The sequence below is a fragment of the Deinococcus sp. genome (assembly GCF_018260405.1).
In the GTDB taxonomy this organism is placed as follows: domain Bacteria; phylum Deinococcota; class Deinococci; order Deinococcales; family Deinococcaceae; genus Deinococcus.
In genome coordinates, this window is sequence record NZ_JAGLBG010000010.1 from 1 (window position 1) to 26899 (window position 26899).

The following is a 26899-nucleotide window of genomic DNA, read 5'->3' on the forward strand; positions in this document are numbered from 1 at the left end:
CGTCCCTCAGTGATGGTACGGTGGCCCTCAACGTCAATCTGGCTTCGGAGCGGCTCCAACCCTTCGAGGACCACCTGAAAGCTGGCTTGAGGCAACAAGCCGTACTTCATGCGGACGAGACGGGTACCAAGGTGAATGGGAAACTGAACTGGTTCCATGTGGCCTGTTTTGCCAGGGGAACGCTCTATACCCTGCACGAGAAACGCGGCTACGCAGCTATCGAGGCGGCTGGCGTGTTGACCGACTTTACGGGCGTCGTGGTTCACGACGCCTGGAACACCTATTTCCGTCTGCCTGGAGAACATGCGCTGTGCAATGCTCACCTGCTGCGTGAACTGCGCAAACTGGATGAGCATGACCAGCAACCCTGGGCCGGTGAACTGCGGCGGGCGTTGCAGCAGGTCTACCATGCCCAGAAGACCGCGATCCTGACGGATGAGGAGAGAGCAGCGTTCTACACGCGATTTGATGAACTGGTGGCCGCTGGCCTGGAAGCAAATCCAGTGCAGGAACCTGTTCCAAAGCGACGTGGGAAACCCAAACAACTTCCGGGGCGCAACCTGGCCTTGCGGTGTCAGCAGCACCGCGCAGCGATGCTGCTTTTCCTGGAGCGAGCTGATGTGCCGTTTGACAACAATCAGGCGGAACGGGACATCAGGATGGCCTGTGTGAAACGCAAGGTTTCGGGTGGGTTTCGCTCGGAGTCCGGAGGTCAGGCGTTCTGCCGGATTCGCAGCTTCATCTCTACCCTTCAGAAGCAGGGTCTATCCATTTGGACTGGCTTAGTTGACGTTTTTCGTGGCGTCTTACCCAAACTCGACTTCTCGTGCTGAGCAGTTACAAAATATCTTTAATTCTTCATCTATATCAGATGGGCACGCAAACATTACCCTAATAATCCTTGCAGGAACACCTAAATCAGCCGTCAAGCGTTTATCTCCTGTAAGGACTTTACTGTATCATCTACGCTCTTCTTCAAATCTTCACAGCAGTATGTAAAGCTTAGTTGTACTCCATCTAGATTTCCCAAGTCACCTTCAATACCTTCAAACTCCGCGAACTTACCATGAGTTGGGCAATATTGTTCCTCAATAGCATTTCGGAGATTTGCAAGCAGTTCCTCCTGCTTAGCAGTGACTTGCCGTTGAATCTCACGGATGATTTTATCGGTATCAAACTTAAATCCGGACATTTTTACGCCTCCGACAAAACTATACTATCCAAAATACCCCAGCAAATCAATGAGCATCCGGGCATAGTCGTCTACCTTTATCCCCCGTTTTTCCAGCTTCACACTGGGCGGGAAGGTAACGACTTCGGTCTTGTGCGGGAACTTTTTCAGGCCCGCCGCGTCATAGTCCAGCGACTTGTAGGCAAAGGTAATCTGTAGCTGCGTAATAGTTTCGCCAATGCTTAGCACGCGCTTGGCAGTGGCGACCAGCCTCAGCTTGGCGAGGTCTATAAAGTTTTGCACTTCGGGCGAGGGCGGGCCGTATTTCTTGCGAAGGTCGCGCTCTACCCGGCTAAGGGCCTGCAAGGTACGCGCCTCGGACAGCTTGCCGTAGGTGGCAATGCGGGCTTCCTCGGCTTTCTCGGGGCCGTCACCAGCGCCGAAATACTCCGGTGCTAGGCGGGCATTAATCGGCAGGTCAATGCTCACGTTCACGGGCGCTTCCAGCTTCTCGCCCTTGAGCCTGGCGACCGCTTCGGCTAGCAGTTCGGTGTACACGTCAATGCTCACGGCCTGTACATGCCCGTGCTGCTCCTCGCCCAGAATGTTGCCCACGCCGCGAATTTCCATGTCCTTTTCGGCCAGCAGGTGCCCGCTCCCCAGGTCTTGCAAGTCGGCAATGGCCCACAGTCGCCGCTGCGCGTTTTCGGTCATGCGGGGCGGAAAAAACAGGTAGGCATAAGCGGTTTGCGCCCGCCGCCCCACGCGTCCGCGAAGCTGATAAAGCTGCGCCAGGCCCAGGCGGTCGCTGCGCTCAATCAGAATCGTGTTGGCCTCGGGAATGTCTAGCCCGGTTTCCACAATAGTGGTCGCCAGCAGTACGTCGAATGCGCCCTGCTCAAAGCCCAGCATGATTTCTTCCAGTTCTTCCTCATTCATGCGCCCGTGGGCCACGCCAATGCGGGCCTCTGGCACGAGGTTGCGCAGATACAGGCTGCGCGCGCTGATGCTGGCGACGCGGTCATGGATGTAAAAGACCTTGCCGCCGCGCTCAATTTCGCTCAGTATTGCGTGCCGCACGGTGCTGGGGTCGAACGGGGCCAGGATGGTCTGAATGGGTTTGCGGCCCCTGGGCGGCGTCTGGATGCTGCTCATGTCGCGCAGGCCCACCATGCTCATGTAGAGGGTACGCGGAATGGGCGTGGCCGAGAGCGCCAGCGTGTCCACCGCCTTGACGCCTTCGGGCATTTCCAGTTTGCCGCCTTCCATAGCGGGCAGGCCACGCAGAGCACGCAGTTTTTCCTTCTGGCCCACGCCAAAGCGGTGTTCCTCATCCACGATAATCAGGCCCAGATCCCTGAACTCTATGTCGCCGCTCAGCAGGCGGTGGGTGCCAATCAGGATGTCCACCCGGCCCGCCTTGAGGTCGGCCAGAATCTGCCGCGACTGGCTCGGAGTGGTAAAGCGCGAGAGGCCCTCTACCCGTACAGGCAGCCCCTTAAAGCGCTCCATGAAGGTGGAGGCGTGCTGCTCGGCCAGCAGCGTGGTCGGCACCAGAATCGCCACCTGTTTGCCGTGTCCCACGACGCGGTGGGCGGCCCGCAGCGCCACCTCGGTTTTGCCGAAACCCACGTCGCCGGAAATCAGGCGGTCAGCCGGGTTGGGTTTTTCCAGGTCGCGCATGGTTTCCTTGAGAGCCGTGACCTGGTCTTTGGTCAGCTCAAAGCTGAAATTGGCCTCAATCTGAGTGTCCCATTCGGGCTGCGGTGCAAAGGCGGTGCCCGGCGTGACCTGCCGCGCCGCGTACTGCACCAGCAACTTGGAGGCGACCTCCTCGGCGTTCTTACGGGCTTTTTCCTTCGCCCGCGCCCAGTCTTTCTTGTCAAAGCTGCTTAGTTGCGGCGGGTCGTCGGTGGTGCCGGGGTGACGGCGCAGCACCGGCAGTTGCTCAATCGGCACGCTCAGCAGGCTGCCGCCCCGGTACTCAATGTTGAGGTAATCGCGGGTGACGCCCAGCACCTTGCGCGTCTCCAGGCCCAGAAACTGCCCGATACCGTGTTCCGGGTGAATCATGAAATCGCCCACATGCAGCCCCAGCGCGTCGGTAATGGGCCGCCCCGCCAGCTTCTTGCCCCGCAACGCCGAGCCGCCCTGAAAGCCGTAAATCAGGTCTTCGGTAATAACCACCGTCTTGTGTTCGGGAATGACAAAGCCGCCCTCGCCCGCCGAGCGCAAAAAGCCCAGGCCGCCAGGTTCCAGCCGGGGCAGGGTCAGCCAGGGGATTTCGGGCGAGTTGAGCAACTTATCAGCCAGATACGCCGCCGTGCGGTCATGGCGCACCAGCACAAACACCCGGTAACCCGCGCCGCGCCACTCGGCCACATCGCGTTCCAAGTCGCCGAGGCGGGCGCGGTAGAAGGGTAGCGTTTCCAGCCCGGTGTGCAGGTCGGGCAACTCCAGCGGCGAGCGGCCAAAGCTGGTGACCTCGCGCCCCTCCAGCCGGGGCCACAGCGTATCGGTCAAGATGCCCAGCGACGAGGCATAGAACTCCGGTGAATCCAGAAAAACCCGCCCCGGCAGCAGCTCCAGCCGAGTCGCGTCCCACTTGGTTTCGGTCAGGTAGTCGGCTGTGGGTTCCAGCGTAAAGGCGTCTACCTTTTTGCCGCTCACCTCGCCGGGTTGCAGCAGGCGCAGGGTATCAAGCTCGTCGCCGAAGAACTCGGCCCGCACCCACAGCCCTTCCTCGGCACCTTGCGCCAGTCCCAGGCCAGGGGCCAACCTCAATTCCAGAGTGTCGCCCTTCACTTCAAAGCCGGGTTCCTCGCCGCGCTCGTAGCCAAACTTTTCCAGCTGGGCCAGCAGGCTTTCGCGGGGGTAGCTGCCGCCCACCTTTAGGCTCAGGGCGTGTTCTCCCGGCTGGTGGGGAAACAGATCAAGCGCCGTGTTCACGTCTAGCACGATGTGTTCGGCCCTGCTGTCCCAGTCGTGCAGGCCGGGATTAACGCTGACCGGCACGCCAAACGCGCCCGCAGTGGCGTAACTGGGAAGCCTGTCGGGGATAGTCAGCAGCAGCGCGGGGCCGGGGTAGGCAGCGAACAGGGCGGCGCGGGCGATTTGCGGGAGCAGCAGCAGGTTTCCGGCGGGGGCGGGGTCTAGCAGGCGGGTGAGGTTGGGGGTGGAGACGGTGGGCACCGCAGGATTTTACGCCTATTGAAGCGTTGGTGATATTCCCAACGTAACAGATATTACACTTCGCATTTGTAACTGCTCATACGAATTCCAGTTGGATCGGGCCGTTTTGGATTCAAGGCGAGCGGAGGCGGGTAGGAACCCTAGGGGTTTAGCAAAGTCTGTATGCACGCTAAGTACGTTGAACCTAACATTGCGAGATTCCGGGAAAGCACCGGAACCTCTCCATTCCCGCTCCAACGTACTTTCTTCTGCTACGCGCTCCGCGCGGTTTATCTACAAGATAAACGCAGTGTACTTAACAGGTCACCGCTGTGCGTGTGCAGCAGGGCAACCGCAAAGTCCCTCAAATGTAAAGTGAAACTTTTCGTTTGAAAATCACGCTTCGCCATGCCGAGAGTATTTGGCCGATGGATACAGTAAAAATAGCCAGCCTGCTTACTGGCTACTTATCAAATGTTATGCAGTCTCCGACTTTGCGGTTGCCCTGCGTGTGCAGCCGTTTTGCGTCCGGGTGCAGGCCCCAGCGTTCAAGACCCCAGCGTTTAAAAAGGGGGCCGAACACCCTTGAGGCCGCCATGAGAAAAGTCTATGTGTTCTTGAGCGGCCCGGTCAGGCAAGCGTCAAGACACGCGGGCAAGCTAGACCCATGAAAAAGATACTTTCGCTGACCGTCCCTACTGCCCTGATCGCCAGTGCCCTCATCGGCAGCGCCAGTGCCACGCCCCGCATCACGGCCCAGAGCATCATCGTTAACCCCGTGCAGACCAATGTCGCTGTGCGGGTGTGGGTTGACCGTGACCCCAGCGGCAACGTGGTGCCCAACTACGCTCCTGGCGAACGCATCCACCTGTATACCTCGGTCGATCAGGACGCTTACGTGTACCTGTTCAACGTCGACCCCCAGGGCAAAGTTGATCTGGTGCTGCCCAACCAGCTCTCGGGTGGTCAGAACTTCGTCAAGGCCAACACCACCAAGGTCTTCCCCGATTCACGCGACAACTTCACCTTCGACATCGCCGCGCCCTACGGCCTGAACAAGGTGCTGGCGCTGGCAAGTACCACGCCGCTGAACCTGGATCAGATCGCCTCTTTCCGCAGCCAGCAGGGCGGCTTCGCCACAGTCAACGTGCAGGGTCAGCAGCAGCTCGCCCAGGCGCTTAGCATCGTGGTCACCCCCGTCGCCCAGAACACCTGGACTTCAGACACGGCGTACTACAACGTTGTGCAGGGCCGCCCCGCCCAGCGCCCCAACCCCGTCCAGGGCTACCCCGTTCCAACGTACCCCACGCAGCCAATTCAGGGCACCTACCCCTGGGCTACCCAGGGTCAGTGGAGCGTGTACGTCGATATCAACACCGACTCGCTGGCCCGCACCCATGAGCAGTACGCCAACCAGTTGCGCTCGCAGGGCTACCGCCTCGTGACCATCCGCCAGAACGGTAACCACATCCGCAGCGAGTGGCAGCGCGGCCAGCAAACCGCCCTCCTCGAAGTCAAGCAGCAGGGTGGCCGCTACCGCGTGCAGATCGAGCGCGACAACTAAAGCATTCTGCAAAAAGATGGCGCTCTTTTGACCATCTTTTTGCCGAGTGGAACAAGTGAAGAAAAAGAGCAGGACGTAGACTGAAGGGGGCGGCAGTGTTTTTCCGACGTGCCCATCATTCACAGAACTGCTCTAAAGTTCAGCCCTCCTAAACCGACTTTCCCAGAAAGAACCTGCCCCATTGACCGGAGCAGGTTCTTTCTGTTGGAAGTGGTCAACCAGACCACCCGTAAGGACGCCGGATTGCCAGCTGCACGCCCGGAAACCCGTTTGCCCCCTGCCCTCATCCGCTCCGATTGAATCTAAAGTAGAGAGACACGCTGGTCACGCCGTAGTTGCGGGCACCTTCCGGGCGTCAGGTCACTGGTCGAATCAGTAACCACGGCAAGAGTCATGTGCGTCAGTTCACACACTGGTCAACCAAGAGGGCCAGGGCCGTGTGACGTGCGGCTCACTGCAAACACCTTGAAGCCCAGCTCCCGGCGCAACTCACGCACGGTGCCCAGGGCGCTGAGCGGTTGCTCGTAGGGCAGGGGATCGTTGGCGACCAGATACAGGGTGCCGCCGGGCTTCAGCCGCCGCCCCGCCGCCGCGATAAACTCATTTGCCACGTCCAGCACAACGCCGCGCCCCACATGAAAGGGTGGATTGGTCAGGATGAAGTCGAAGGTGCGCTCGCCCAGCGCCGCATCGACATCCGAATGGAAGCACTCGCCCGCCAGCCCGTTGGCTGCCAGAGTCGCCTCCGCACTTCGCACGCTTTGCAAGTCTCCGTCAACCAGCGTGACCGCCGCGCCGTGCCGGGCCGCCCACGCACCGATCAGCCCGGTGCCGCAGCCCAAATCGAGGGCCGTTTTGCCGTTCCAGTCGGGGTTTCCCAGTACATCCAGCAGCAGAGCAGTCGCCTTGTCAGGGCGGGCGGCGCTGAACACTCCGGGCAGGCCCACGACCTTAACGCCCCATTCCTCGTAGGTTTCGGCTTCGGGCATGGGCGGGGTCGGCCCGGGACGGCGCACCAGCCGCGCCACCCGCATTCCGCCGTCCCGCGCCACTGTTTCGCCAGAGCCGAAGGCCGCGCCCGCCGCCCGCACGTAGCGGTCGAACCCCTTGTCGCGGTCGCCCGCCAGGTAAAGCGTGCCGCCGGGCGGCGTGTTGGCGTGCGCCCAGGCGACCTGACCCTGCGCGTAGGCATTGCCCCGGTCGCCCGCCAGGATCAGCGCCACGGTGGGAGCCCGCGTGGGCCAGCGGCCTAGCACGGTGCCCAGCGCGGCAGCCTCGGCGTCCAGTCCAGCCTGTTGCAAGGCGCGGAGTGCGGCCGCAGAGCCTTCGACCGCACGCAAGGTCACGCCCGGCAGACTGGCGAGCAGACCTCCCGCTGCGCTCAAATCAAGCACGTCGCCCTGCACGCGGTCTTTACGCATCGTGCGGGCCAGCAACTCCTGCGCGTGGTCTACCCCAGGAAAGCCGCGCACGCCGGGTTTAGTCAGGGCGTGCAACCCCGCCAGGGCGGGGGTAAGCAGCGCTGGGCGCACGTCGCCGTAATTCATCCCGGTTCCTGTTCTGCTCTCCCCCGCCCTGCTCTGAGACGGTGCTGAAGGCTGCCTGGGCGGCTGTCCCGAGCGAGATCTGATTTTCCGGCTCATCTTCTGGCCATTTTTCTGGTTGCGGGAACGGGTCACGGTTCTCCGTTTATCACATCGGCTGGCGTTCGCCCACCGCTGCCTGCCGCCTAGCCAGTTCTGCTGCCAGATCGTGGGCCACCCAGAGGCCAAGCGTGTCGGCGGAGGGGCCGCCGAGCAGCAAGAAAGCCTCTGGTGTCAGCTCTTCCCAGAGCGGCCACCCGTTCACCCGGCCACCCGGCAGGCTGACCCAGGCTCCCGGCAGGTCGCTGAGGCTGCGGCCCACCTGTAGGCCCTCGGCGGCCAGGGCGGGCACAGCAGGCATCAGGGCCACCAGATCCTCAAGGAGTTCGCGCCGCAGTCCCGTCTGCACCCCGGTCAGGTGCCCGGCGGTGGGCTGGTAGCCGTGCGGGTCGCGGTGGTGTGGGGCCGGAATCAGCGTGTAGCCGCCATGTTGGGGCCGCAGGGTCAGTGGCCCGGTGCGCAGTATGGGCGCGTCTTCGCGGCTGGGCTGCTCTAGCCGGGGGTACTGCTGGTAAGCCCGGCCATGCGCGGTGTGCACCCCCAGCTGATGCTCGGCCAGCGCTGGCCCGGCAGCGCCCGCCGCGATCACAGTCACTCCGGCCCGCAGATTCAGGGTTTCGTGCGTCACGATCTGGTGGGTGTTGGTCACGGTCAGGCGCTCGAGCTTCAGGCGGGCCAGTCCCGAACCCGTTGACCCTGAATCAGTTTGGGCAGACACCGCAGGCAGAGGCACGGCGCGGGTATTGAGCAGCAGATTGGCCCCCAGTTTTATGGCCTGCTGCGCAGCATTCAGCGCCACATTGCCGGGGCGGTAGGTCGCGGCGTACCCGTCTAGTCGGGCAAAAGGCAGCTGTTCAGGGTTGATCAGGTGCAGGGCTTCCGGGAAGTCGGCCAGGGCTTCACGGGTCGGGCGTGCGCCGGGCGTTTCCTGGGTGTGCAATTCGGCCAGGGCACGGGGCCGCCACTGCACGTCTCCCAGAGCAGTTTCAAGCTGCGTCCTGGTCCAGCGGGCCTGCTCCTGCTGGGCCACGGGCAAATCCAGGGTGCTCCAGATTCCGGGGGCCAGAATAGTCGCGCCCTCCTCGTTGGGCAGCCCGCCTTCCTCGATCAGCAGTACGCTCCGGTGAGGCAATAGCTGGCGCAGGTACAGCGTGAGGGCCGCTCCCATACGCCCCGCACCAACCACCACGAGGTCAAAATACGGCTCGGTAAAAGGCTGGCCGACATGCGCCCAGACACGGCCCGGCGCAGCGGCCCTCAGTGGTGACGTTGAAGGTGACGTGGTCATGTGACCATGATGCCCTACCGCTAAGGAGGCACCACCTGTACCGCCCCGCCACGAAAGCCGTATTTTGCCTTCTCGCATCCGCTTAGAGCAGTTTGCAAAAAGATGGTGCTCTTTTGACCATCCTTTTGCCGAGTGCAACGAGTGAAAAAAAAGAGCAGGACGGAGAATGAAGGGGGCGACGGTGTTGTTCCGACGTGCCCATCCTTCACAGAACTGCTCTAGCTTGAATCTGAAATAACCGGGTTTAGTCGGCAGCGCGTATCCGTGTTGTGACCAGAAAGACACCGGTTCTGCCGTCTGGTGGTCACAGGGCTGCTTTCCAAAACGTGCCGCAACCCCGGCGCAATTCGCAGCCACCTTCCCACCCCGCGTGCCTGGCTCTCACCTACCTGTCAGGACGCGTGCAGAGTCAGTTCGTATACTCGACTAGCTCATGGGTCTTTTGCGTGTCTGTTCCAAGGTGTCTTGCTCTCTTGCTCTGGCGGCGGCGTTTTCGTCGGCAGCGGGGCTGAATGTTCGCGTGCTGCTGGTCTCTGGCCCGCAGGTCACGGTCAAGGTGCCGGTGCCGGTGGCTGCCGTGACAGGCGCGGCGGCCCTGGCCCCCCGGTCGCCGGTCGGGGCCGACGCACCACAGGCGGCGGGGCTGAACACGACCACCTGGCAGGTCGCCTTGGCCAGCAACGGCCACCTGACCCTGAACGGGCTGGACGCGGGCAACAGCACCCTGTACCTCCCCCCGGCACTGGGCAGCACGGTCAAGGTCGCCGGAACCACCTACCGGGGCGGGCTGCTGCTGCGCTCGCAGGGGGGGAGCGTGCAGGCGATCAACGTGGTCGATGTAGATGATTATGTGCGCGGTGTGGTCGCCTCCGAGATGCCCGCGAGCTGGCCCAAGGCCGCGCTCTCGGCGCAGGCGATCATCGCCCGGACCTACGTGGCGGCGCGGATCAATCCGGCGCTCGCCTACGATACCTGCGCCAACGCAAGCTGTCAGGTCTACGGCGGCGTCGAGGCCGAAAAACCCCAGACTGACGCGGCAGTGCGGGCCAGTGCCGGGCAGGTTGTTTCGTTCCGGGGCAAGGTGGCCAGCACTTACTTCAGCAGCGATTCGGGCGGCTACACGGCCTCCGCCACCGAGGTCTGGGGCATGAATAACCTGCCGTATCTGCCCGCGCAGCCCGACCCCTTTTCGCTAGAGGGACCGCGTTCCATGTGGAAGCTCGAGATTCCCCAGGGACAGGTGCAGAGCGTTGCCGAGCGTTACGGGGCGCGGGTCGGGGCGCTGCAAAGTGTGGGCATTACCAGGGTCTCTTCTTCGGGCAGGCCACAGGAAATCACCCTTGTGGGCACGTCGGGCACCTTCAAACTGGGCGGGGCTGAGGCGGGCGGTTTCGTGCGTTCGCTGGGCGCTGGCAGCAGCCGGGTGGTTATCAGCGGCCTGAATCCACTGGTGATGCAGGGTAACGGCCAGGGGCACGGCGTGGGCCTCTCGCAGTACGGGGCACTGGGACTGGCCCGCAAGGGCTACGATCACCTGCATATCCTGGGCTTCTATTACCCTGGTACGGTGCTCAGCGTGCTGGCAGGCGTCCGGCCTACTGGTGCGGTGCTGGCCGATGTGGGGCCGCTCAGCAGCCCTGAAACCGCCCAGCTCATGGTGTCCGCGTCCAGTGCAACCACCCTTCTTACCACCAGGAAACCCGTGGCCCAGACCTTGCTAACCCAGACCTTGCTAACCCAGACCTTGCCAACCCAGACCCTGCTAGCCCAGACCCTGCTGAACTGGATCAACGGGTGAAACATCAACGGGTAAAACGGCGGCCCGGAACGCTGCGCCTGCTGGCCGTAGCCGTGGGCGGCCTGCTGCTTTCAGGGGGCTGGGCGCAGGCCCGAACCGTTAAGATCATCACGGCGGATACCCTGGAAATGCGGAGCGTCGACGACCAGGAAATCGTGATTATCACGGGGCGCAATGTCGAGCTGCACGTCGACGACGATGTGGTCAAGGCGCAGCGTGTGGAATTTAACCGCACCCGGCGCACGCTGACTCTGGTCGGGCACGCCACCTACCACATGGCGAAAGACAACCAGAACCTGACCGGCGACGATCTGGTCGTGGATGTCGGGAGCGAGGCCCTGACCGGTCAGGACGTGCTGATCAGCGACAGCAGCCTGGAAATTATCGGGTCGGAAATCGAGCGTGTGCCGGGGCAACTGCGGGCTACCCACAGCTATTTCACGCCGTGTGCCCGTTGTGGCCGCACCCCCAACGACTACGCCTTCCGCGCCGAGCGGGTCATGCTGTATCCCGGCGACCGGCTGGTGGCCTACCGCGCTCAGCTGCTGCTGGCCGACCACCCGGTGCTGTACCTGCCGGTGGTGGTGTTGCCGCTGAATCCCAAGGCTCGCCAGCCCCGCCTGAGCCTGGGCAAGGACAACATAGACGGCTATGTGGCCGGGGCTGACCTGCCCTTTGCCATCGGCAGCAGCGTGCTGGGCACCACCATGCTGCGCTACTACCAGAACCGCAGCCCGCGCCTGGGCGGCGGCGTCGAGCTGCACGATTACGCCCCGAACAACTGGATCGACCGCCTTGACCTGTACGCGCTGATGCTGCCCAGGCCGCTGCCGTTGACCACAGGCTTTGGAGCTACAGGCTCTGGCAATCCCGTAACGCCGGAATACGGCAAGGACCTGAGCTTCAGCGTCAGGGGCCGCGTTCCGGTCGAACTGGCCGTGACCGACCTGACCTACTCGCTGCGGGTCAACCGCAAGGACACCGGGCGGTCGCCCCGCGACCCGGAATACGGCCTGACCAACGCCGACTTCACGGCCAAAGTCGAGTACCCCCGGTTCTCGGCGGCGCTGTTCTACCTCAACCGCTTTGGCCCCGAACCCACCACGGCGCTGTATTACCCGCTCAAGAAACCGGAATTCGGTCTGGACCCCAAGCCGTTTTCGGTAGGCCCGGTCAGCCTGGATTTCGACTTCAAGGTGGGAGCGTACACTGCGGGCAGCAACCCCAACTCGCGCCAGGCCCGCGCCGCCGGACTCAATTTCACGACCTCGCGCCTGGAAGAAATTCACAAGATCGGCTATACCCGCCAGCTCTGGAAACAGGCCGAGTTGCAGGTGACCAACGACTTTACTGGTCACTATTACGGCACCGGGGCCAGAACTGTGCAGCTCAGCGCCGCCGCGCAGCTTAGCCAGTCGTGGGCGACCACCAACAGCTTCACGGTGCGCCAGGACTACATTCGCAACGAGGGCACCAGCCCGTTCGCCTTCGACGTGGTGTCGTATACCCTCAGTGCGCCCCTTTCGCTGAACCTCTCCGCCAGACCGCTGCCCGGCGCGACCTTCAACGTCAAGTATCTGCGCGACGGCTTTATTCCGCCCGGCGCGGGTTACCGCAACGAGCACCTGACCGTCGGCAGCTCGGTTAACCGCGCTCCGGTGAACATGAGCTATGCCCTCGACTACAACTGGGCCACCGGCAACGTGGAGACTTCTTCAGTCAGTTTTACGGCGGGCGATCCCGATTCCGGCAAACTGACCTATGTGTCCCCGACCCCGGCGGTTCCGGCAACGCCCTACTCTGCGGCCAAGCCTGAACGGGCGGCCTACTACCGGCGCACCAGCGCGTGGCCCTATCCGAACCTGACCCTCACGACCACCAGCGCCTATACCCGCACCAGCGGGGGCCTGCAACCGATTACTGTCAAGGCCACGGTGACCGACGACATCCGGACCAACTCTTTCAGCGTGTCGGGCACGTATGACCCTCAGCCCGCCACCAGTGTGTATTCTTCAAGCTCCACCGCCGTTGCCACAACCTACAGCGCCGTCTCGTCGCGCGATTCGGTTCTAAATCCGGTCACCATTGCAGGCAATGAGACGCTTTACCTCAAGTCGCCGCGCGTGACCGGCAACCACTCGGTGACTTGGCGCGGCTACACGCTGGGTATGGCCCACGACCTGCTGCTCAATCAGGCTCCGGGAAACAAAAACAGCGGCAGCGTGACCTTTAACCTGGGAACGGAAGCGGGCAAGGCGACCAACTGGCAGCTGGTGTACGGAGGCTACTACGATATGCGCCGCCAGGGATTTACCCAGCCCTACCTGAAAGGGGCACTGACCACAACAAGGCCCGGCCAGAAGCTGAGCACCACCGCGACTTACAACCTTGTGGGCCTAGACCAGCCCCGCGCCGAACTGTCGGCGGCCACCATAGACGCGGCGTGGCAGCAGGGACGCTTCTCACTTTCGGGCCACGCGAGTTACCAGCGCATCCGCTACGGCACCTACCCGAAAGACATTGCCAACGACACCCTGACGCTCGACCCGCTCCGGGTGGGGGTGGCGCTGGGCAACGGCCCCAAACCGGGCGCGTACCTGACCGCCAGCCTGAGCCAGACATTTACCTACGTCAACGGGCAGCGCCAAAACCGCCAGCCCCTCGGCCCCGTGATCGGGCTGACCATTGACCGCTGCTGCTGGATCATGCAGGCCGAAATAGACCTGACCCGCAAAAGATACCGCCTGGCGGTGGGGCTGCCGGGCCAGATGTATCCCCTGTTCCAGCTTAATCAGGACGGCCCCAGCGTGCCGCTACTTCCCCTCAACAGCCCAGCCACTTCGCCGTGAAGCCCCGTGGCCCGGCCCCGTGGCCCAACCCCGTGGCCCAGCCCCCCGATTCAGAAGTCCTCCGCCAATTCAAGAATTCCGAGGTGCCGACCATGACTGTTTCACCGCTTTTCCGCTTTTCCCGCCGCGTTTTGGGAGCGGCGCTGCTGAGCACGCTGCTGGTCGGCTGTACCGGCACCCAGGAACCGGCGCTGGACGTGCGCCTGGGCCTGATTACCGACGGCGGACAGACCCTGGGCTACGCCGACCAACTGGCGACGCCCGACGGGGCCGTGACAGCCCGTTTTACCAGGGCCACTCCCCTGGCGACCGACCCTAACGGCGCAGGCAAGGGCGTGGGCCTGCTGAACCTTAACAGCGGCAGCAACGCCATTTTGACCACCACCAACGCCGCGCAGCTGCTAGACGCCAACCTGAGCAACCCGCAGCCGTTTAACAGTCTCAACGTGGCCTATACGCCCTCGCCCTGCCTGATCAAATCGGTTCTCAGCCCCACCGGGGACCGCCTGCTGACCCTGAGCGACTGCCAGGGCAACCAGAAGGTGGCGCTGTTCAACGTCAACCGCACCCTAATCTGGTATGCCAACTTGAGTGCCAGAACGGCCAGCCCCACCGGCAACGACACGCCGCCGACCCGCATCGCGGTTCTCGGAGACGTGGGCATCGTGGCGCGTCCGGCGCTGGGCGGAGGCAGCGAGGTTATCCGGGTCGCGCCGCGTACCCCCACTGGCGACCCGGCCCAGGACCTGATCGCGGTGGTCGGCGATCCCCTGCCCAGCATGAGCATCCGCGATCTGGCCGCCGTAGCCGGATCGCCGTCGGTGATCTACGCCGCCACCGACAGCGGAGTGCGCCCGCTTCAGGCCACCGGAGTGCCGGACGCCAGTTCAGGCACCAACAGCCAGGTGGCCTTTGGCAGCGCCCGCGTCGACCGCCTCTGGAGCGGGCTGGGCGGGTCCAGAAGGGTGCTGGCGGCCTGGCGCGACAACGAGGCGAGCGGCAACGGCAGCGAGCCTCTGCGGCTGTGGGACGTGGCCCGCACGACCGCCGTCACCGTTGCCAACTTCAGCAGTGTCCGGGACCTGACCTTCGATCTGAACGGTCAGCTGTACGTACTGACCCGCAAGGTGCTTTCGCGCTACGACACCTCGCTGGGATTTCAGCAGGGCAGCTGGAACGGCAAAACCCTGCTAACGACCCTCAACGACCCCCAGGCCATCACCTGGCTGATTGCTCCGGTAACGGACAAATGAGAATCTGCCGGGTTCAGTGATCCAGAGAGCGCCGCCCGCCAAACTATTCCCGCGACCACATCCCACCGGACTTTGTCCTGTTATGCTGCACGCGTAATGGCGACGGTTCAGGAATTACAAGAAAGGTTGCGGCGGCCCCTCGCCGCTGAACTGGCGGGCGGCTGCCAGAACCGCGTGGTGGCGGGGGGCGTAGACAGGTTGCTGGCCGGGCCGTTAGCCAACCCCTTTCCGAAGGTGCGTGAGGCCTTGCAAGGCTACGGCGAGATGGACACCGAAGCCCGCGCCGAAGCTTTACGCGGCGCCTTAAAGCTGCTGGGTGACGACCAGAAACCCGCGCAGCGCCCACCGCCCACCGCCCACTGGGTCGCCCCCCTTACCCCCGCCCCCGGCGAACGCCTGGCACTAGACGCCCCTCTGGAGCGGCTGGACACCGGCCCCGGCGGCGCCCGCAAACTGTCTACGCTGGGCCTGCACACCCTGCGCGACGTGCTGCACGCCTACCCGCACCGCCATGAGGATCGCCGCGCTCAGCCCGACCTCTCGGAAGTGGAAGAAGGCCAGAAAGTCACGGTGCAGGGCACGGTGGTCAGTAAGCACCGCCGCAGCCCCAAGCCGGGGATGCTGATTATCGAAATCGTGCTGGAAACACCCAGTGGTGGGCGCGTCAAGGCCACCTGGTTCAACCAGCCCTGGGTGGAAAAACAGCTGCGCGAGGGCGCGAGGCTGGTTCTGACGGGCCGCGTCAAGAAGTTCGGGCGCAGTGTGCAGCTGGGCGTAGAGCACCTGGAAACGGTGGACAAGGCCAGCGAAAGCCTGAGCACAGGCCGAATTGTAGGCGTGTACGACAGCAAGGAAGGGATTTCGCAGGAGTTTTTACGCAGGGTCGCGTACGCCGCTTTGCGCTCGGCCCCGCTGGACGATTATCTGCCGGTGCACTGGCGCAAAAAATACAGCGTGACCGACCTGGGCGACGCGTTGTGGGGCATCCATTTTCCGTCCGACGAGGCGCAGTTGGCCCGCGCCAATCACCGCCTGCGCTTCGACGAATACCTGTTTTTAGAACTGCGGATGCTGCTGCAAGGTGAAGACGCTGTGCTGCAAGGCAAACGCTTTGAGGCGCGTGGCGACGACATCAACACCTTTGAGGCCGCGCTGCCTTTCCGCTTCACGAACGCCCAGCGCCGCGTCCTGCTGGAAATCACCGACGACATGCGTAGCGACCAGCAAATGGCCCGGCTGGTGCAGGGCGACGTGGGGAGCGGCAAAACCGCCGTAGCTGCCTGTGCGCTGTATCTGGCCGTGCGCGACGGCTACCAGGGGGCGCTGATGGCCCCCACCGAGATTCTGGCGCGGCAGCACTACGCCAGCCTCAGCGGGTATCTGAGCGGGCTGGACGTGCGGGTGGGCCTGCTGATTGGGGCCATGACCCCGAAAACCAAGCTGGAAATGCAAACCCGGATTGCCGAGGGCGACGTAGACATCGTGGTGGGCACCCAGGCGCTTATTCAGGAAAATGTGCAGTGGGACAACCTGGGGCTGGCAGTGGTTGACGAGGAACACCGCTTCGGCGTGCAGCAGCGGCGCAGGCTGCTGGCGAGTCGCCCCGACGTGCTGGTGATGTCGGCCACGCCTATTCCGCGTTCGCTGGCACTGACAGCTTACGGCGACCTGGAACTCAGTGTTATCGACGAGTTGCCGCCGGGGCGCACGCCTATCGAGACCAAGCTGATTCAGGACAACTTCCGGCAGCAGGCTTACGGCTTCGTGATGGGCCAGATTCGCCAGGGGCGCCAGGCGTATGCGGTTACCGCGCTCATCGAGGAAAACGAGAACCTGGAACTGCTGGCCGCCACCCAGTTGGCCGAGGATTTGAAGACGATTTTGCCCGAGGCCCGCATAGACCTGCTGCACGGCAAGATGGCGGCTGCCGAGAAGGATGACGTGATGGAGCGGTTCCGGACGCGGGAATTCGACATTCTGGTGAGCACCACCGTTATCGAGGTCGGCGTGGACGTACCGAACGCTACCGTGATGGTGATCGAGAACGCCGAACGCTTTGGCCTGGCGCAGTTACACCAGTTGCGCGGGCGGGTCGGGCGCGGGGCGCACCAGAGTTACTGTCTGTTGATTGCGGGCGAACACAGCCAGAAAACCCGCAAGAGATTAAAAATCATCGAGGGCAGCACCGACGGCTTTGTGATTGCCGAGGCCGACCTCAAGCTGCGCGGCCCCGGCGAGATTCGCGGCACCCGCCAGAGCGGCATTCCCGACTTGCGGCTGGCCGACCTTGCCAACGACGAAGAAATTATTGTGCAGGCGCGGGAACTGGCCAAGCACATTCTGGCTAACGACCCCCGGCTGGAGCACCCGCGTTTGCAGTATTTAAGGTCGGAACTGCAAAACCGGAGTTCGAGTGTGGCGTATAGAGAGGTGATTTAAAGCATTTTGCAAAAAGACGGTGCTCTTTTGACCCTCTTTTGGCCGAGTGGAACGAGTGAAAAAAAGAGCAGGACGGAGAATAATACGGATTCCGATTGATTCGGTGCAGTTCTGAATCAATCCGAGCGGATGTGAGTAGGAACAGCATACGGGTTTCGCGGTATAGAGCCACAGACGGCGATTTTCCGACTGTGGCGGAATTTAGCGGAATCCGTATAAAGGGGTCGGCGGTGTTGTTCCGACGTGCCCATCATTCGGAACACTGCTCTAAAGACAACCCAGGAACGCGCCCCGTTCAGGGGGCCGTGCAATTTCGGCAACAAGGCCCAGAGTAGACCAGACACCCTACCCCTGCGGCAATTCCCGCACATGGTCTTCAATCAGGCCGCCGCCCAGCAGCTTTGGCCCGGCGTACAGCACCGCGCTCTGGCCCGGAGCTATGGCAAACTGCGGCTCGGCAAACTCAAGCTCAAAGCCGCGCTCGTCAACGTGAATCACGCGGGCCTTGACGGGCGTAGTGCGGTAGCGCACCTGAACATCCAGTTCACGCGGCAACTCGGCTAGGTCAATCAGGTAATTGGCAGCTGCGGCCTTTAGCCCAGGCCACAGGCAGTCTTCGTAATCGCCCACCCAGACGGTGTTGCTGGCGGGGTCGAGGTGAACCACATGCCGCACCTTATGCGTCTGGAACAGGCCCAGACCCTTTTTCTGACCCAGCGTGTAAAACTGCGTACCCAGATGCTCCCCCACCACTTCCCCGGTTTTGATCTCGCGGATTTTTCCGGTGGCCTGGGGCAAATGCGTCGCCACGAAATCAGAGAGTTTACCCGGTACAAAGCAGATGTTCTGGCTCTCGGCCTTCTGCGCTGTCAGCAGGCCACGCTCGGCGGCGATTTCGCGCACACGTGGCTTTTCCAGTTCGCCTACCGGAAACAGGATGTAAGGCAGCGCGTCGCGGGGGGTGCCCCACAGAAAGTAGGTCTGGTCTTTGCGCGGGTCATCGCCCCGGTGAAACTCTACCTCGCCGCGCTCATTTTCCACCCGCTTGACGTAATGCCCGGTGGCGACATATTTGCAGCCCAGCATCCTGGCCTTTTTCACCAGTTCGTCAAACTTGACTTTGGTGTTGCAATTCACGCAGGGATTGGGCGTGCGCCCATGCGCGTACTCCTCAATAAATGGCCCCACGATGTGCCGCTGAAACTGCTCACGGTAGTCCAGCAGGTAAAACGGCACGCCCACCTGCTCGGCCACGCGGCGGGCCTCGTAGGCAGCGTCGGGCGAGCAGCAGCTTTCAAAGGTGTCTTGCTTCTTGTCGTCGGGCCAGAACCGCATCATCGCGCCAATCACCTGATAGCCCTGTTCCTTGAGCAGCGAGGCGGTCACGCTGCTGTCCACGCCACCCGACATGGCGCACAGCACCCGCTCACCCTGGGGCGGGGTCACGGCTGAGGTAGAGATCGTGGCAGGCGCAGTCATAGCGCCCAAGCATAACAGGTATGATGTCGGGCCAAACGTGAGATATGTCCGCAGATGTGTCCGCCTAGTGCTCTTACAAACTACGGAATAACCCAGGCGCCCTTGTTTGCCCCACGCTCTTCCCCGCAACAGCCGCCAGCCTCTAGAGTGCGTAGCGATGCTCTCCGCCGACTTGCTCCAGACCGCTGCCAAACGCTTCGGCACGCCGCTCTACGTTTATGACGCTGCCGAACTGGACGCCGCCCTGGGGCGGGTGCAAAGCGCTTTTGCCCAGGCCAGGATCTTCTACGCCATGAAGGCCAACCCCAACATGCACCTGCTGACGCGCCTGGCGGCGGCGGGCGTGGGCTTCGAGTGCGTCAGCCCCGGCGAACTGGCGCGGGCCGAACATTTGGGCGTGCCGGGCGAGCGCCTGCTGGTCAACGGCCCCGCCAAGTCGGACAGCGAGTACGCAACGGGCGCACGGCTGGGCGCGACCTTTATCGTTGACCGCGCTGAGGAAGTCGGGCTGCTGCCTCCCGGCTCACGGGCGCTAGTAAGGGTCAATCCGGCGCTGAGCATCAGCACGCATGACCACTTGGCCACCGGGTCAAAGGCCAGCAAATTCGGCGTGACACTGGAACAGGCCCCGGCGGTGCTGGCGGCCTTGCAAAGTGCCGGGCACGCTGCTCTGGGGCTACATGTTCATATCGGCAGCGCGATTAGAGACGCCAACGACTTCACGGCGGCGTTTGAAAGGCTGGCCGAACTGCGGGCGACAACCGGAAGCGTGCAGGTGCTTGACGTGGGCGGCGGCTGGGGCCTGGACGCCGACCTGCACGGTATCGCGCATGAGGCCAGGGCCGCTGCCGAACACTTTGGCGCAGAGTTGTGGGTAGAGCCGGGCCGCTATCTGGTCGCCACTGCGGGAACACTGCTGACCCAGGTGGTGGGCACCAAACGCACCGGGCGCAACTTTTGCCTGGTAGACGCCGGAATGACCGAACTGATTCGCCCGATGATGTACGGCGCGGAGCATCCGGTTAGGCCTCTCTGGGAAGGCAAACAGACAGACGTGTGGGACATCGCTGGCCCCGCCTGCGAAAGTGGCGACCTGTTGGCCCGTGACGTGACCCTGTCTACGCCGGAACGCGGCGACCTGCTGGCCATTGCCGAGGCCGGAGCTTACGGCGCAGCTATGAGTAGCACCTACCTGACCCGTCCCCGCCCCGCCGAGGTGCTGTGGGACAACCAGGACTGGCAGTTGATCCGCAGGCGGGAGACTGTGCAAGATATCTGGCAGACGGAACTGTAACGGGCTAGAGCTTGCTGAGCTTCGGATACTTCTGAATCGCCTCATCTTCCGAGAGGAATTCACCCTCGGCATCGGGACTCCAGATCACCTCGGCGCGGATCAGGTCGTCGGGGTTGACGCTGCTGATGGCGCTCAGGGCGGCGCGGGCCTCGGCAGCGGTAGTCGCTCCGGCGGGGGGCAGATTGTTCAGCGAGTGCGCGGCCACCGCAATGGTCACGGCCAGATACAGGTCGCCGATGTCTTTCTTATAGGTGTAATCATGGTGGGCATACCCGCTGTTGGGGTCGTTGTCCTGATAGTTGCTGGTGGTCTGCTCGGTAAAGGCGGCCCGCGCCTCGGTGGCCCAGCTGCCCACCTGAGTGTCGGTAGCACTCGCCGCGCCCTGCGCCCGCTCGACGTTGCCGTATACCCAGCGTTCAGGGTGGCGCAGGGCCACCAGCGCGGCTTCCTGAAGCATGCGTGCCAGGCCCGCGTTGGTGTCGGGGTCGCCAGCCTGGGCCACCCGTTGCAGCGCCGCCTTGACCTCGTCGCCCTGCGCCATAAGAATCTGCACGCTGACTGCCTGGGCGGTGCCGCTGAGATCGCTGTTGGGCAGGTTGCCAATGCCGCGGCCACCACCGCCCCCGCTCATGCTGCGGCGCAGGCCGCCGACCACCATAAAAATCACCACACCGAAAATAAGGAGTGGCACGATGCCCAGGCCGCCCCCGCCGCCGTAATACCCGCCCCCATAGCCGCCGCTGTTAATGATAATCGGGCCGCTGCTGTAGCCGCCGCCGTAGCCCCCACCATAACTGCCGCCACCGCGACTGCTGCCGCCCGAATACCCACCCCCGGAACTGCCGCTGCTGTGGCTGCTGCCGCCAAAGCCGCCGCCCGACTGCGCCGAGGCGCTGCTGCCGACCAACGTGGGGTACCCGGACAGTTCGGCGCTGAAGCCTGTCATCAGCAGGCCCGCCAGGCCCAGGGTCAGCAGGCCGCGCAGACCACGGCGCCGGGAGAAAGGAGCGGGACGCTGTCGGGGTTGAGTAAGACGCTGCATATTCACCCCAGTCTACGGGCCGAGTCCTGGCAAGGTTCCCAGATGAAACCAGCCTCTTGGTTGCATAAGGGCTGCTCTAGACTGCCCGTATGACCGAACCGACTATTCAGATAACAGCCGCGCAGTGGCAGGCCCTTCAGGAGCAGCTGTACGAGCGCGACCACCGGCTCGCTTTCCGCGTGGAAGGCCAGCACTACAGGCGAGACGAAACAGTCGACGCCTACACCCTCAGCGCCCACGCCGAAGCCCTGCAAAGCGGCGAGGTCGACGGCGACCTGTGGGGCACCCTGGAAGACATCGACGAAACCGCCGACAGCGAAGAAGACGCCTGGAACAAGATCAAGGCGTTCTACTTCAGCCGGGGCTGTGTGCTGCTCCGGGTCACCGGAACGGACGAGCCGGAAGAATGGATTTTGACCAGCGAACTGGCCCGGCACCTCAAGTTACTTGCCTAGGCTGCCTGGCTGAACGCTGCTGCCCTGACGCCCGCCCAAACTCAGCCGACTTTTTCACCCGGAAAGCGCCCATGCTTTTTGAAGAAAGCCAGGATGCTGCCTTCCGCCAGGGCCTCGCGCAGAAATTCAGGGGGCGGCGGCAATTGCACGGTTCGGGCTTGCCCGGTCTGAGCGGTATAGTTGAGCACGCCCGAATTGATGTCGAGCTGCACCTCGTCGCCGTCTTCCAGCAGCCCAGTGAGATCATAGGTAAAGGCCGGAATCCCTAGATTAAGCAGGTTGCGGTAATGAATCCGGGCAAAGCTCGGGGCGATGATCGCGCCGATCTGAAGCTTTTTAAGGGCCTGCGGCGCGTACTCGCGGCTGCTGCCTAGGCCCCAGTTCTTGCCGCCGATCAGCACGTCGCCGGGCCTGACTTCGCCCGCGAATTCGGGGCGGATGTAATGGAAGGCAAAGGTCTGAAACACGTCCTCCCCCGCCATGAAGGGGGCAAACTTGCCCGGCAGGATGTCGTCGGTGTTCACGCTGTCGCCAAATTTCCAGACTCTGGACATGCCTCTATTGTGCCACCCTTCCCGCGTAGCGTGTGGCCCGCTAGTCCGGCTGCGGTTTGCTCTGCCAGGCCAGATAAGCCCCGAACAGGTTGATCAGCGCGGCCAGCGCGTGCCAGGGCAGGAGTTCGCCGCGCAGCCCCCAGAACAGACTGACCAGCGCTAGGCTGACGTTGAACCCCAGACCCACATAAAACGTGAGCCATTCGTGCGGCGTCGCGTACATGGGCGTGCGCGGTCGCGGATCGCTCAGCGCGTCCTGAGCTTCAAAAAACCGGATAATAGTCAGCACACCGTACACCAGCAGCAGCCCGGCCAGAATCATCTCGAACAGACCCTCGTAGCGCCCGATGCGCGTGTATTCGGCGGCTCCCAGTGCAAAGTGGGCCAGTGCGCCCAACATACTGACCAGCGCCAGCCCGAGCGTGCGCGGCGTGCTGTAGTTGGGCGGGTCACCAAGAGGCATAGCGAGATGGATGATAGATGATAGGCGACAGACAGACCCGCGCACCCGCTTACCATACGAACCAGACGACCAGCCTGGAGCGCCGCCCCGAGTGCTCTAGACCACGCATAAAGCCGTCCCAGGCGGCCAGACGCGGGTAATCGCCCAGCGCGGCGTGAACGGTCAGAAGCGGCAATTCGCTGAAGGTCACGAAAGTCGCGTCACTAACCGCGCCTTCCTCGAATAGCAAATCCGTTTGAACGGTGGCACTGGCGTCCGGCGGCAGCCCGCGCCCATCTAGTCCCGCCTGCTGTAACAGTCCCTGCAAGCCCCGGCCACTACGCACCAGAAACCGCGCCTCGGCCTGCCACTCGCCCGCTTCCAGCGCCTCACAGACGATGAAGGCCAGTCCAGCCATTAGCCCGGCCCCCACATTAAACCAGCCTCGCCATCAGCCGAACAGCGCCAGCACCGTGCCGTCGCGTGTGGCTAGGGCGTCCCACTGCGTCACCAGCAAAAAGCCCTCGCCCACGCGCAGACGCACGAAATCGCCGCCGGGCAGGTCGATCACCGCTTCACCTTTTAGGCACAGCAGCCAGCCGTGAGCGCTCTGGCGCTGAAGTTTGGCCGCCAGCCCAATGACCCGCCCCGCCGCGCCCGGCAGCGTGACCCACTCGCCGGGCGAACCCTGGGCCAGGCGAATAAGATGCAGAGGTGGGGGCGCAGGAGGGCGGGGTTGGCGGGGCTGGGGTTGGCGGGACTGGGGCTGGCGGGGTGGGGGTTGGTGGGCCATCCGTTAATTATCATCCGCCAGCCAGGGAAAGCCCCAGGGGTCGGCGGCGCAGCGGGCATCCACAGTGTCAGCATCATGCAGGCGCACCGGCAAGGGGAAATCGTTGGACGTGACTGGAACGGCGAAAAGTGGCTTAACCGCGTGGGGACAAATCCACTGCGGCTCCAGCACCTGCCCCAGTCCCGGCCAGTCGTATTCGGGCATCGGCTCAAAGCCCGCGCTGGGCAAGACATAAACGACACCAGGGGCCATCAGGTCGCGCCCACTCTCCGGGGATGTTTCACGCGGGGCCAGCGAGAGAAAGTAATAGGGGTCGCTCAGGCCCGAAGCCTGCCGAAGCTGTAACGCTGCGTTGACCATGCGTTTGACTTGTGGCCCACGCAGAGCGTACATCATCGCCCACAGGCCCTCTGAGGCGGCAAAAACGCCCGTGCAGCTGCTGAATTCGTCGCCGCTGAGGTCGTGAGGCGTGCGCGGCTCAAACTCGCTGATACTTGGCTGCTGGGAACCGTGCAGCAAATACCCTTTCTCACTCAGCCAGCGCAGAAAGACCCATTTCGGCGTCTGCGGGGGCAAAAGCGCGGGGTTAAGTCCGGCTAAAGCCTCTGCAAATCGTTTAATTTCTTCGTCCGAAGGCCGGTACTCGGGAGCCGTCAGCATCCAGGGGCGCATGCTCAGCCCCGCGCCGCCTGATTCAGCTTTTTACTCGCCTGCAGGGCCATACCCTTCGCCTTTTTCACGTCCAGCCCCAGCTCGGGCGCGACTTCTTCTACCTTGCGGCCCTGTTCGCGGGTGGCGGTCACCAGGGCGCGTTCCTGTTCGCTCAGCACGCCGACGTACGGCTTCAACTCGGCCCAGGTGAGGGCGGCTTTGGCGGGCGCTTTGGCTGCGGCTTTCTGAGTCGGTGTTTTCTGGGCCGGAGCCTTTTTAGTCGCCGCCTTCTTGGTCGCCGTTTTCGCGCCCGCTTTGCCCGCAGTTTTGGCCGGGGCTTTGGCTGCCGCCTTGCGCGGGCTAGCCTTGCCCGGCTTCTTCTGCGGCTCTTTGCCGCGCTCCTCCAGAATTTCCAGGGCGCGGTCGGCGTTCAGGTTGTCCTCGGATTCGCCTTTGCGGAGGGTGGCGTTTTTCTCGCCGTCGGTCAGGTAAGGCCCGAAGCGACCCGACTTGAGCAAAATGGCAGCGCGGCCCTCGTACTCGAAGGTTTTCAGGGGCGGGGCGGGCGTGCGGCCCCGGCCAAAGCGCGGTTGCATGAACAGCGCCTGGGCCTCGTTGATACCGATATTAAACAGGTCCTCGTGGCTGGTCAGGCTGCGGCTGTCATTGGCACGCTTGATGTACGGGCCGTACTTGCCGTTGTAAGCCCAGACTTCCTCGCCCTCGCTGGTGCCCACCAGACGCGGCAGCGAGAGCAATTGCAGGGCACGTTCCAGCGTCAACGTGTTCAGGTCGTCGGTGGGAAACAGGCTCGCCGTGCGAATCGGCGGGTTCTCCGCGCCCAGCGTCACGTAAGGGCCGTAGCGCCCGGCGCGGGCGACCACCGGCTGCCCGGTCGCTTCATCGGTGCCCAGCTCACGGTCACCACTGGGGCGGCTCATGATCTCCTCGGCTTTTTCGGCAGTCAGTTCGTCGGGGGCCAGGTCCTCGGGAAGGTTGGCCTTGCTCTCGCCGCGTTCCATGTACGGGCCGTAGCGCCCCACCCGCACCTCTATGCCGCTGCCCTCCAGCCGGGGCACCTTGATGGTGGCAATTCCGCGTGCGTCGATCTCGCCCATCTGGCGGTCGATGGTGGGTTTAAGGGCCATCCCCTGTCCGGCGTCGCCCAGATAAAAGCGTTTGAGATACGGCACCCGGTGCTCGCGCCCGCCCGCGATCTCGTCGAGGTCTTCTTCCATCTTGGCCGTAAAGTCGTAGTCCACCAGCTGCCCGAAGTGATGCTCCAGCAGCGCAGAGGTAGCAAACGCCGTCCACGAAGGCACCAGCGCCTGCCCCTTTTTGGTCGCGTAGCCCCGGGCCTGAATGGTGCCCAGAATACTGGCATACGTGCTGGGGCGACCAATCCCCGCGCCTTCAAGCGCCTGCACCAGACTGGCTTCGGTGTAGCGGGCGGGCGGCTGGGTTTCATGGCCCTCGGGCTTGACCGAATCGGCGGTCACGCGCTCGCCTTGCTTCAGCGGGGGCAGCGGCGTTTCGCGGTCTTCCAGCGCGGCGGCGGGGTCGTCGCTGCCCTCTACGTAGGCCCGCAGGAAGCCGGGGAAATCAATGGTGCGGCCCGAGGCGCTGAGCTGCACTTCCTCGCCAGAGGTGGCTTTTGCGCCCAGGCGCACACGCAGGCTACGGCCCCGTGCATCGGCCATCTGGCAGGCAACTGTACGCTTCCAGATCAGGTCGTACAGGCGCCACTCATCGCCGCTCAGTTCGCCGCGCAACTGGTCGGGCGTGCGAAAGGTACTGCCCGCCGGACGAATCGCCTCGTGCGCCTCCTGGGCATTTTTAGCCTTCTTGGAGTACACGCGCGGCTGCGGCGACAAGAAAGGCTTGCCGTACATCTGCTCGACCTGCTGGCGCGAAGCCGTGACCGCCTCGGTGCTGAGGTTGGTGCTGTCGGTGCGCATATAGGTGATGTACCCGCCCTCGTAGAGCCGCTGGGCCGCCCGCATGGTGCGCGTGGCCGCGAAGCCCAGTTTGCGGCTGCCTTCTTGCTGCAACGTAGACGTGATGAACGGCGGGTACGGACGCTGCGTAAACGGCTTTTCCTCGGCGGAGGTCACGGTGAGTGGTTGCCCAGTCAGCCCCCCGGCCAAGGCTCTGGCCTCGGCCTCGGCCAACAGGCGCACGTTCGCGCCGCCTTTAAGCTTGCCGGTCAGCGAATCGAAGTCCTTGCCCACCGCCAGCTTTTGCAACTGGCCGTCGGGGCCACTAACGTCGGTCAGGCGAGCCGGAAAAAAGTGGCCGTCTGCGGTCATAGCCTGCACCAGCAGGTCCCACCAGTCGGCACTGACAAAGCGCATCCGCTCGCGCTCGCGCTCGACCAGCATCCGGGTTGCCACCGATTGTACGCGGCCCGCCGACAACTTGGGGGCCACTTTTTTCCAGAGAACCGGACTGACCTCGTAGCCGTACAGACGGTCTAGGGCACGGCGCGTTTCCTGCGCCTCGACCAGATTGGTGTCAATCTGGCGCGGCGCAGCAATCGCGGCCTGAATGGCTTCCTTGGTGATCTCGTGAAAGACCATGCGTTTGACCGGCACCTTGGGCTTCAGCTCCTGATACAGGTGCCAGGCGATGCTCTCACCCTCACGGTCATCGTCGGTCGCCAGAATAATTTCGTCGGCGTCCTGGGCCATCTTTTTGAGCTTGGCGACGTGCGCCTTCTTTTCGGGCGACACCACATACAGCGGCTGAAAATCATGTTCAACGTCCAGGCCAAGCCGCGCCCAGGCCTGTCCCTTGTACTTTTCGGGGATGTCGGCGGCACTTTTAGGCAGGTCCCGGATATGCCCGATAGACGACTCGACGGTATAGCCCTTGCCGAGATATTTCTCGATGGTACGGGCTTTGGCGGGAGATTCTACAATGACGAGGGTCTTGGGCATAGGGGCAACTCCTGAAACGTTAAGTCAAGGTGGAGCGTAGCACGGCCCCTGATCCGTTCATGGAACCATAGCTT

Annotated in this window: 20 protein-coding genes; 8 read left to right on the plus strand and 12 right to left on the minus strand. The window is 63.2% G+C overall.

The window, feature by feature from the left end; translation table 11 throughout:
* Nucleotides 1-833, plus strand: an 833-nt coding sequence (locus QZ269_RS02760; protein WP_291424070.1) for an IS66 family transposase, incomplete at its 5' end; no start/stop codon positions are given.
* 92 nt (nt 834-925) lie between these two features.
* Here the strand turns inward: QZ269_RS02760 and QZ269_RS02765 are convergent.
* Nucleotides 926-1192: a hypothetical protein gene (locus tag QZ269_RS02765; RefSeq protein WP_291424072.1), complete on the minus strand. Its 267-nt coding sequence runs from the start codon at nt 1190-1192 to the stop codon at nt 926-928.
* Between the two features lie 24 nt (nt 1193-1216).
* The gene (locus QZ269_RS02770; RefSeq protein ID WP_291424074.1) at nt 1217-4363 is read right to left on the minus strand and encodes a DEAD/DEAH box helicase; all 3147 of its coding nucleotides are present in this window, start codon (nt 4361-4363) and stop codon (nt 1217-1219) included.
* 646 nt (nt 4364-5009) lie between these two features.
* Here QZ269_RS02770 and QZ269_RS02775 point away from each other — a divergent pair.
* Nucleotides 5010-5906 (plus strand): DUF4384 domain-containing protein, encoded by an 897-nt coding sequence (locus QZ269_RS02775; RefSeq protein WP_291424076.1) that lies wholly within the window; start codon nt 5010-5012, stop codon nt 5904-5906.
* Nucleotides 5907-6322: 416 nt separating this feature from the next.
* Here QZ269_RS02775 and QZ269_RS02780 read toward each other — a convergent pair whose 3' ends face one another.
* Both QZ269_RS02780 and QZ269_RS02785 read right to left on the minus strand, forming a co-directional pair.
* On the minus strand, nt 6323-7453 hold the full coding sequence (locus QZ269_RS02780) for a class I SAM-dependent methyltransferase (protein ID WP_291424077.1): 1131 nt from the start codon (nt 7451-7453) through the stop codon (nt 6323-6325).
* Nucleotides 7454-7598: 145 nt separating this feature from the next.
* Nucleotides 7599-8837 (minus strand): FAD-dependent oxidoreductase, encoded by a 1239-nt coding sequence (locus QZ269_RS02785; protein ID WP_291424079.1) that lies wholly within the window; start codon nt 8835-8837, stop codon nt 7599-7601.
* A 433-nt stretch (nt 8838-9270) separates the two neighbouring features.
* On the opposite strand from QZ269_RS02785, the gene QZ269_RS02790 reads away from it, so the two are divergent.
* From QZ269_RS02790 to recG, 4 genes are all read left to right on the plus strand, one after another.
* Nucleotides 9271-10635 carry a SpoIID/LytB domain-containing protein gene (locus tag QZ269_RS02790; RefSeq protein WP_291424081.1) on the plus strand — a complete coding sequence of 455 codons (1365 nt, stop codon included), beginning with the start codon at nt 9271-9273 and terminating at the stop codon, nt 10633-10635.
* Nucleotides 10632-13484, plus strand: a complete 2853-nt coding sequence (locus tag QZ269_RS02795; RefSeq protein ID WP_291424083.1) for a hypothetical protein — start codon at nt 10632-10634, stop codon at nt 13482-13484. The genes QZ269_RS02790 and QZ269_RS02795 overlap by 4 nt, the downstream gene beginning before the upstream one ends.
* A 92-nt stretch (nt 13485-13576) precedes the next feature.
* Nucleotides 13577-14737, plus strand: a complete 1161-nt coding sequence (locus QZ269_RS02800; RefSeq protein ID WP_291424085.1) for a hypothetical protein — start codon at nt 13577-13579, stop codon at nt 14735-14737.
* 96 nt (nt 14738-14833) lie between these two features.
* Nucleotides 14834-17176, plus strand: a complete 2343-nt coding sequence (gene recG, locus QZ269_RS02805; protein WP_291424087.1) for an ATP-dependent DNA helicase RecG — start codon at nt 14834-14836, stop codon at nt 17174-17176.
* Between the two features lie 345 nt (nt 17177-17521).
* Here recG and mnmA read toward each other — a convergent pair whose 3' ends face one another.
* The gene (gene mnmA, locus QZ269_RS02810) at nt 17522-18655 is read right to left on the minus strand and encodes a tRNA 2-thiouridine(34) synthase MnmA (protein ID WP_291424089.1); all 1134 of its coding nucleotides are present in this window, start codon (nt 18653-18655) and stop codon (nt 17522-17524) included.
* A 157-nt stretch (nt 18656-18812) separates the two neighbouring features.
* On the opposite strand from mnmA, the gene lysA reads away from it, so the two are divergent.
* Complete coding sequence (gene lysA / locus QZ269_RS02815; RefSeq protein WP_291424092.1) at nt 18813-19949, plus strand: diaminopimelate decarboxylase; 1137 nt, start codon at nt 18813-18815, stop codon at nt 19947-19949.
* 4 nt (nt 19950-19953) lie between these two features.
* On the opposite strand, the gene QZ269_RS02820 is transcribed toward lysA, so the two are convergent.
* On the minus strand, nt 19954-20895 hold the full coding sequence (locus QZ269_RS02820; RefSeq protein ID WP_291424132.1) for a DUF1517 domain-containing protein: 942 nt from the start codon (nt 20893-20895) through the stop codon (nt 19954-19956).
* A gap of 185 nt (nt 20896-21080) precedes the next feature.
* Here QZ269_RS02820 and QZ269_RS02825 point away from each other — a divergent pair, with 185 nt between their 5' ends.
* Nucleotides 21081-21446: a hypothetical protein gene (locus tag QZ269_RS02825; RefSeq protein ID WP_291424093.1), complete on the plus strand. Its 366-nt coding sequence runs from the start codon at nt 21081-21083 to the stop codon at nt 21444-21446.
* Nucleotides 21447-21487: 41 nt separating this feature from the next.
* Here the strand turns inward: QZ269_RS02825 and QZ269_RS02830 are convergent, their stop codons facing one another.
* From QZ269_RS02830 to topA, 6 genes are read right to left on the minus strand one after another with little or no spacing between them, the layout of a single operon-like run.
* A complete protein-coding gene (locus tag QZ269_RS02830) occupies nt 21488-22000 on the minus strand; it encodes a homoaconitate hydratase (RefSeq protein ID WP_291424095.1) in 513 nt (170 codons plus the stop codon).
* A 40-nt stretch (nt 22001-22040) separates the two neighbouring features.
* Nucleotides 22041-22463, minus strand: coding sequence for a hypothetical protein (locus tag QZ269_RS02835; protein WP_291424097.1), 423 nt, complete (start codon nt 22461-22463; stop codon nt 22041-22043).
* 49 nt (nt 22464-22512) lie between these two features.
* Complete coding sequence (locus QZ269_RS02840) at nt 22513-22860, minus strand: hypothetical protein (RefSeq protein WP_291424099.1); 348 nt, start codon at nt 22858-22860, stop codon at nt 22513-22515.
* A 33-nt stretch (nt 22861-22893) separates the two neighbouring features.
* A complete protein-coding gene (locus tag QZ269_RS02845; protein ID WP_291424102.1) occupies nt 22894-23235 on the minus strand; it encodes a hypothetical protein in 342 nt (113 codons plus the stop codon).
* A 3-nt stretch (nt 23236-23238) separates the two neighbouring features.
* The gene (locus QZ269_RS02850; protein WP_291424104.1) at nt 23239-23907 is read right to left on the minus strand and encodes a hypothetical protein; all 669 of its coding nucleotides are present in this window, start codon (nt 23905-23907) and stop codon (nt 23239-23241) included.
* Between the two features lie 2 nt (nt 23908-23909).
* Nucleotides 23910-26825, minus strand: coding sequence for a type I DNA topoisomerase (gene topA, locus QZ269_RS02855; protein WP_291424106.1), 2916 nt, complete (start codon nt 26823-26825; stop codon nt 23910-23912).
* Nucleotides 26826-26899: the final 74 nt, after the last annotated feature.

What these genes read in the sequence shown, in the direction of transcription:
- QZ269_RS02765 (WP_291424072.1), bottom strand. Translation starts at nt 1,192, where the DNA reads ATGTCCGGATTTAAGTTTGATACCGATAAAATCATCCGTGAGATTCAA.
- QZ269_RS02775 (WP_291424076.1), top strand. Translation starts at nt 5,010, where the DNA reads ATGAAAAAGATACTTTCGCTGACCGTCCCTACTGCCCTGATCGCCAGT.
- QZ269_RS02780 (WP_291424077.1), bottom strand. Translation starts at nt 7,453, where the DNA reads ATGAATTACGGCGACGTGCGCCCAGCGCTGCTTACCCCCGCCCTGGCG.
- QZ269_RS02785 (WP_291424079.1), bottom strand. Translation starts at nt 8,837, where the DNA reads ATGACCACGTCACCTTCAACGTCACCACTGAGGGCCGCTGCGCCGGGC.
- QZ269_RS02790 (WP_291424081.1), top strand. Translation starts at nt 9,271, where the DNA reads ATGGGTCTTTTGCGTGTCTGTTCCAAGGTGTCTTGCTCTCTTGCTCTG.
- QZ269_RS02800 (WP_291424085.1), top strand. Translation starts at nt 13,577, where the DNA reads ATGACTGTTTCACCGCTTTTCCGCTTTTCCCGCCGCGTTTTGGGAGCG.
- recG (WP_291424087.1), top strand. Translation starts at nt 14,834, where the DNA reads ATGGCGACGGTTCAGGAATTACAAGAAAGGTTGCGGCGGCCCCTCGCC.
- mnmA (WP_291424089.1), bottom strand. Translation starts at nt 18,655, where the DNA reads ATGACTGCGCCTGCCACGATCTCTACCTCAGCCGTGACCCCGCCCCAG.
- lysA (WP_291424092.1), top strand. Translation starts at nt 18,813, where the DNA reads ATGCTCTCCGCCGACTTGCTCCAGACCGCTGCCAAACGCTTCGGCACG.
- QZ269_RS02820 (WP_291424132.1), bottom strand. Translation starts at nt 20,895, where the DNA reads ATGACAGGCTTCAGCGCCGAACTGTCCGGGTACCCCACGTTGGTCGGC.
- QZ269_RS02825 (WP_291424093.1), top strand. Translation starts at nt 21,081, where the DNA reads ATGACCGAACCGACTATTCAGATAACAGCCGCGCAGTGGCAGGCCCTT.
- QZ269_RS02830 (WP_291424095.1), bottom strand. Translation starts at nt 22,000, where the DNA reads ATGTCCAGAGTCTGGAAATTTGGCGACAGCGTGAACACCGACGACATC.
- QZ269_RS02835 (WP_291424097.1), bottom strand. Translation starts at nt 22,463, where the DNA reads ATGCCTCTTGGTGACCCGCCCAACTACAGCACGCCGCGCACGCTCGGG.
- QZ269_RS02840 (WP_291424099.1), bottom strand. Translation starts at nt 22,860, where the DNA reads ATGGCTGGACTGGCCTTCATCGTCTGTGAGGCGCTGGAAGCGGGCGAG.
- QZ269_RS02845 (WP_291424102.1), bottom strand. Translation starts at nt 23,235, where the DNA reads ATGGCCCACCAACCCCCACCCCGCCAGCCCCAGTCCCGCCAACCCCAG.
- QZ269_RS02850 (WP_291424104.1), bottom strand. Translation starts at nt 23,907, where the DNA reads ATGCGCCCCTGGATGCTGACGGCTCCCGAGTACCGGCCTTCGGACGAA.
- topA (WP_291424106.1), bottom strand. Translation starts at nt 26,825, where the DNA reads ATGCCCAAGACCCTCGTCATTGTAGAATCTCCCGCCAAAGCCCGTACC.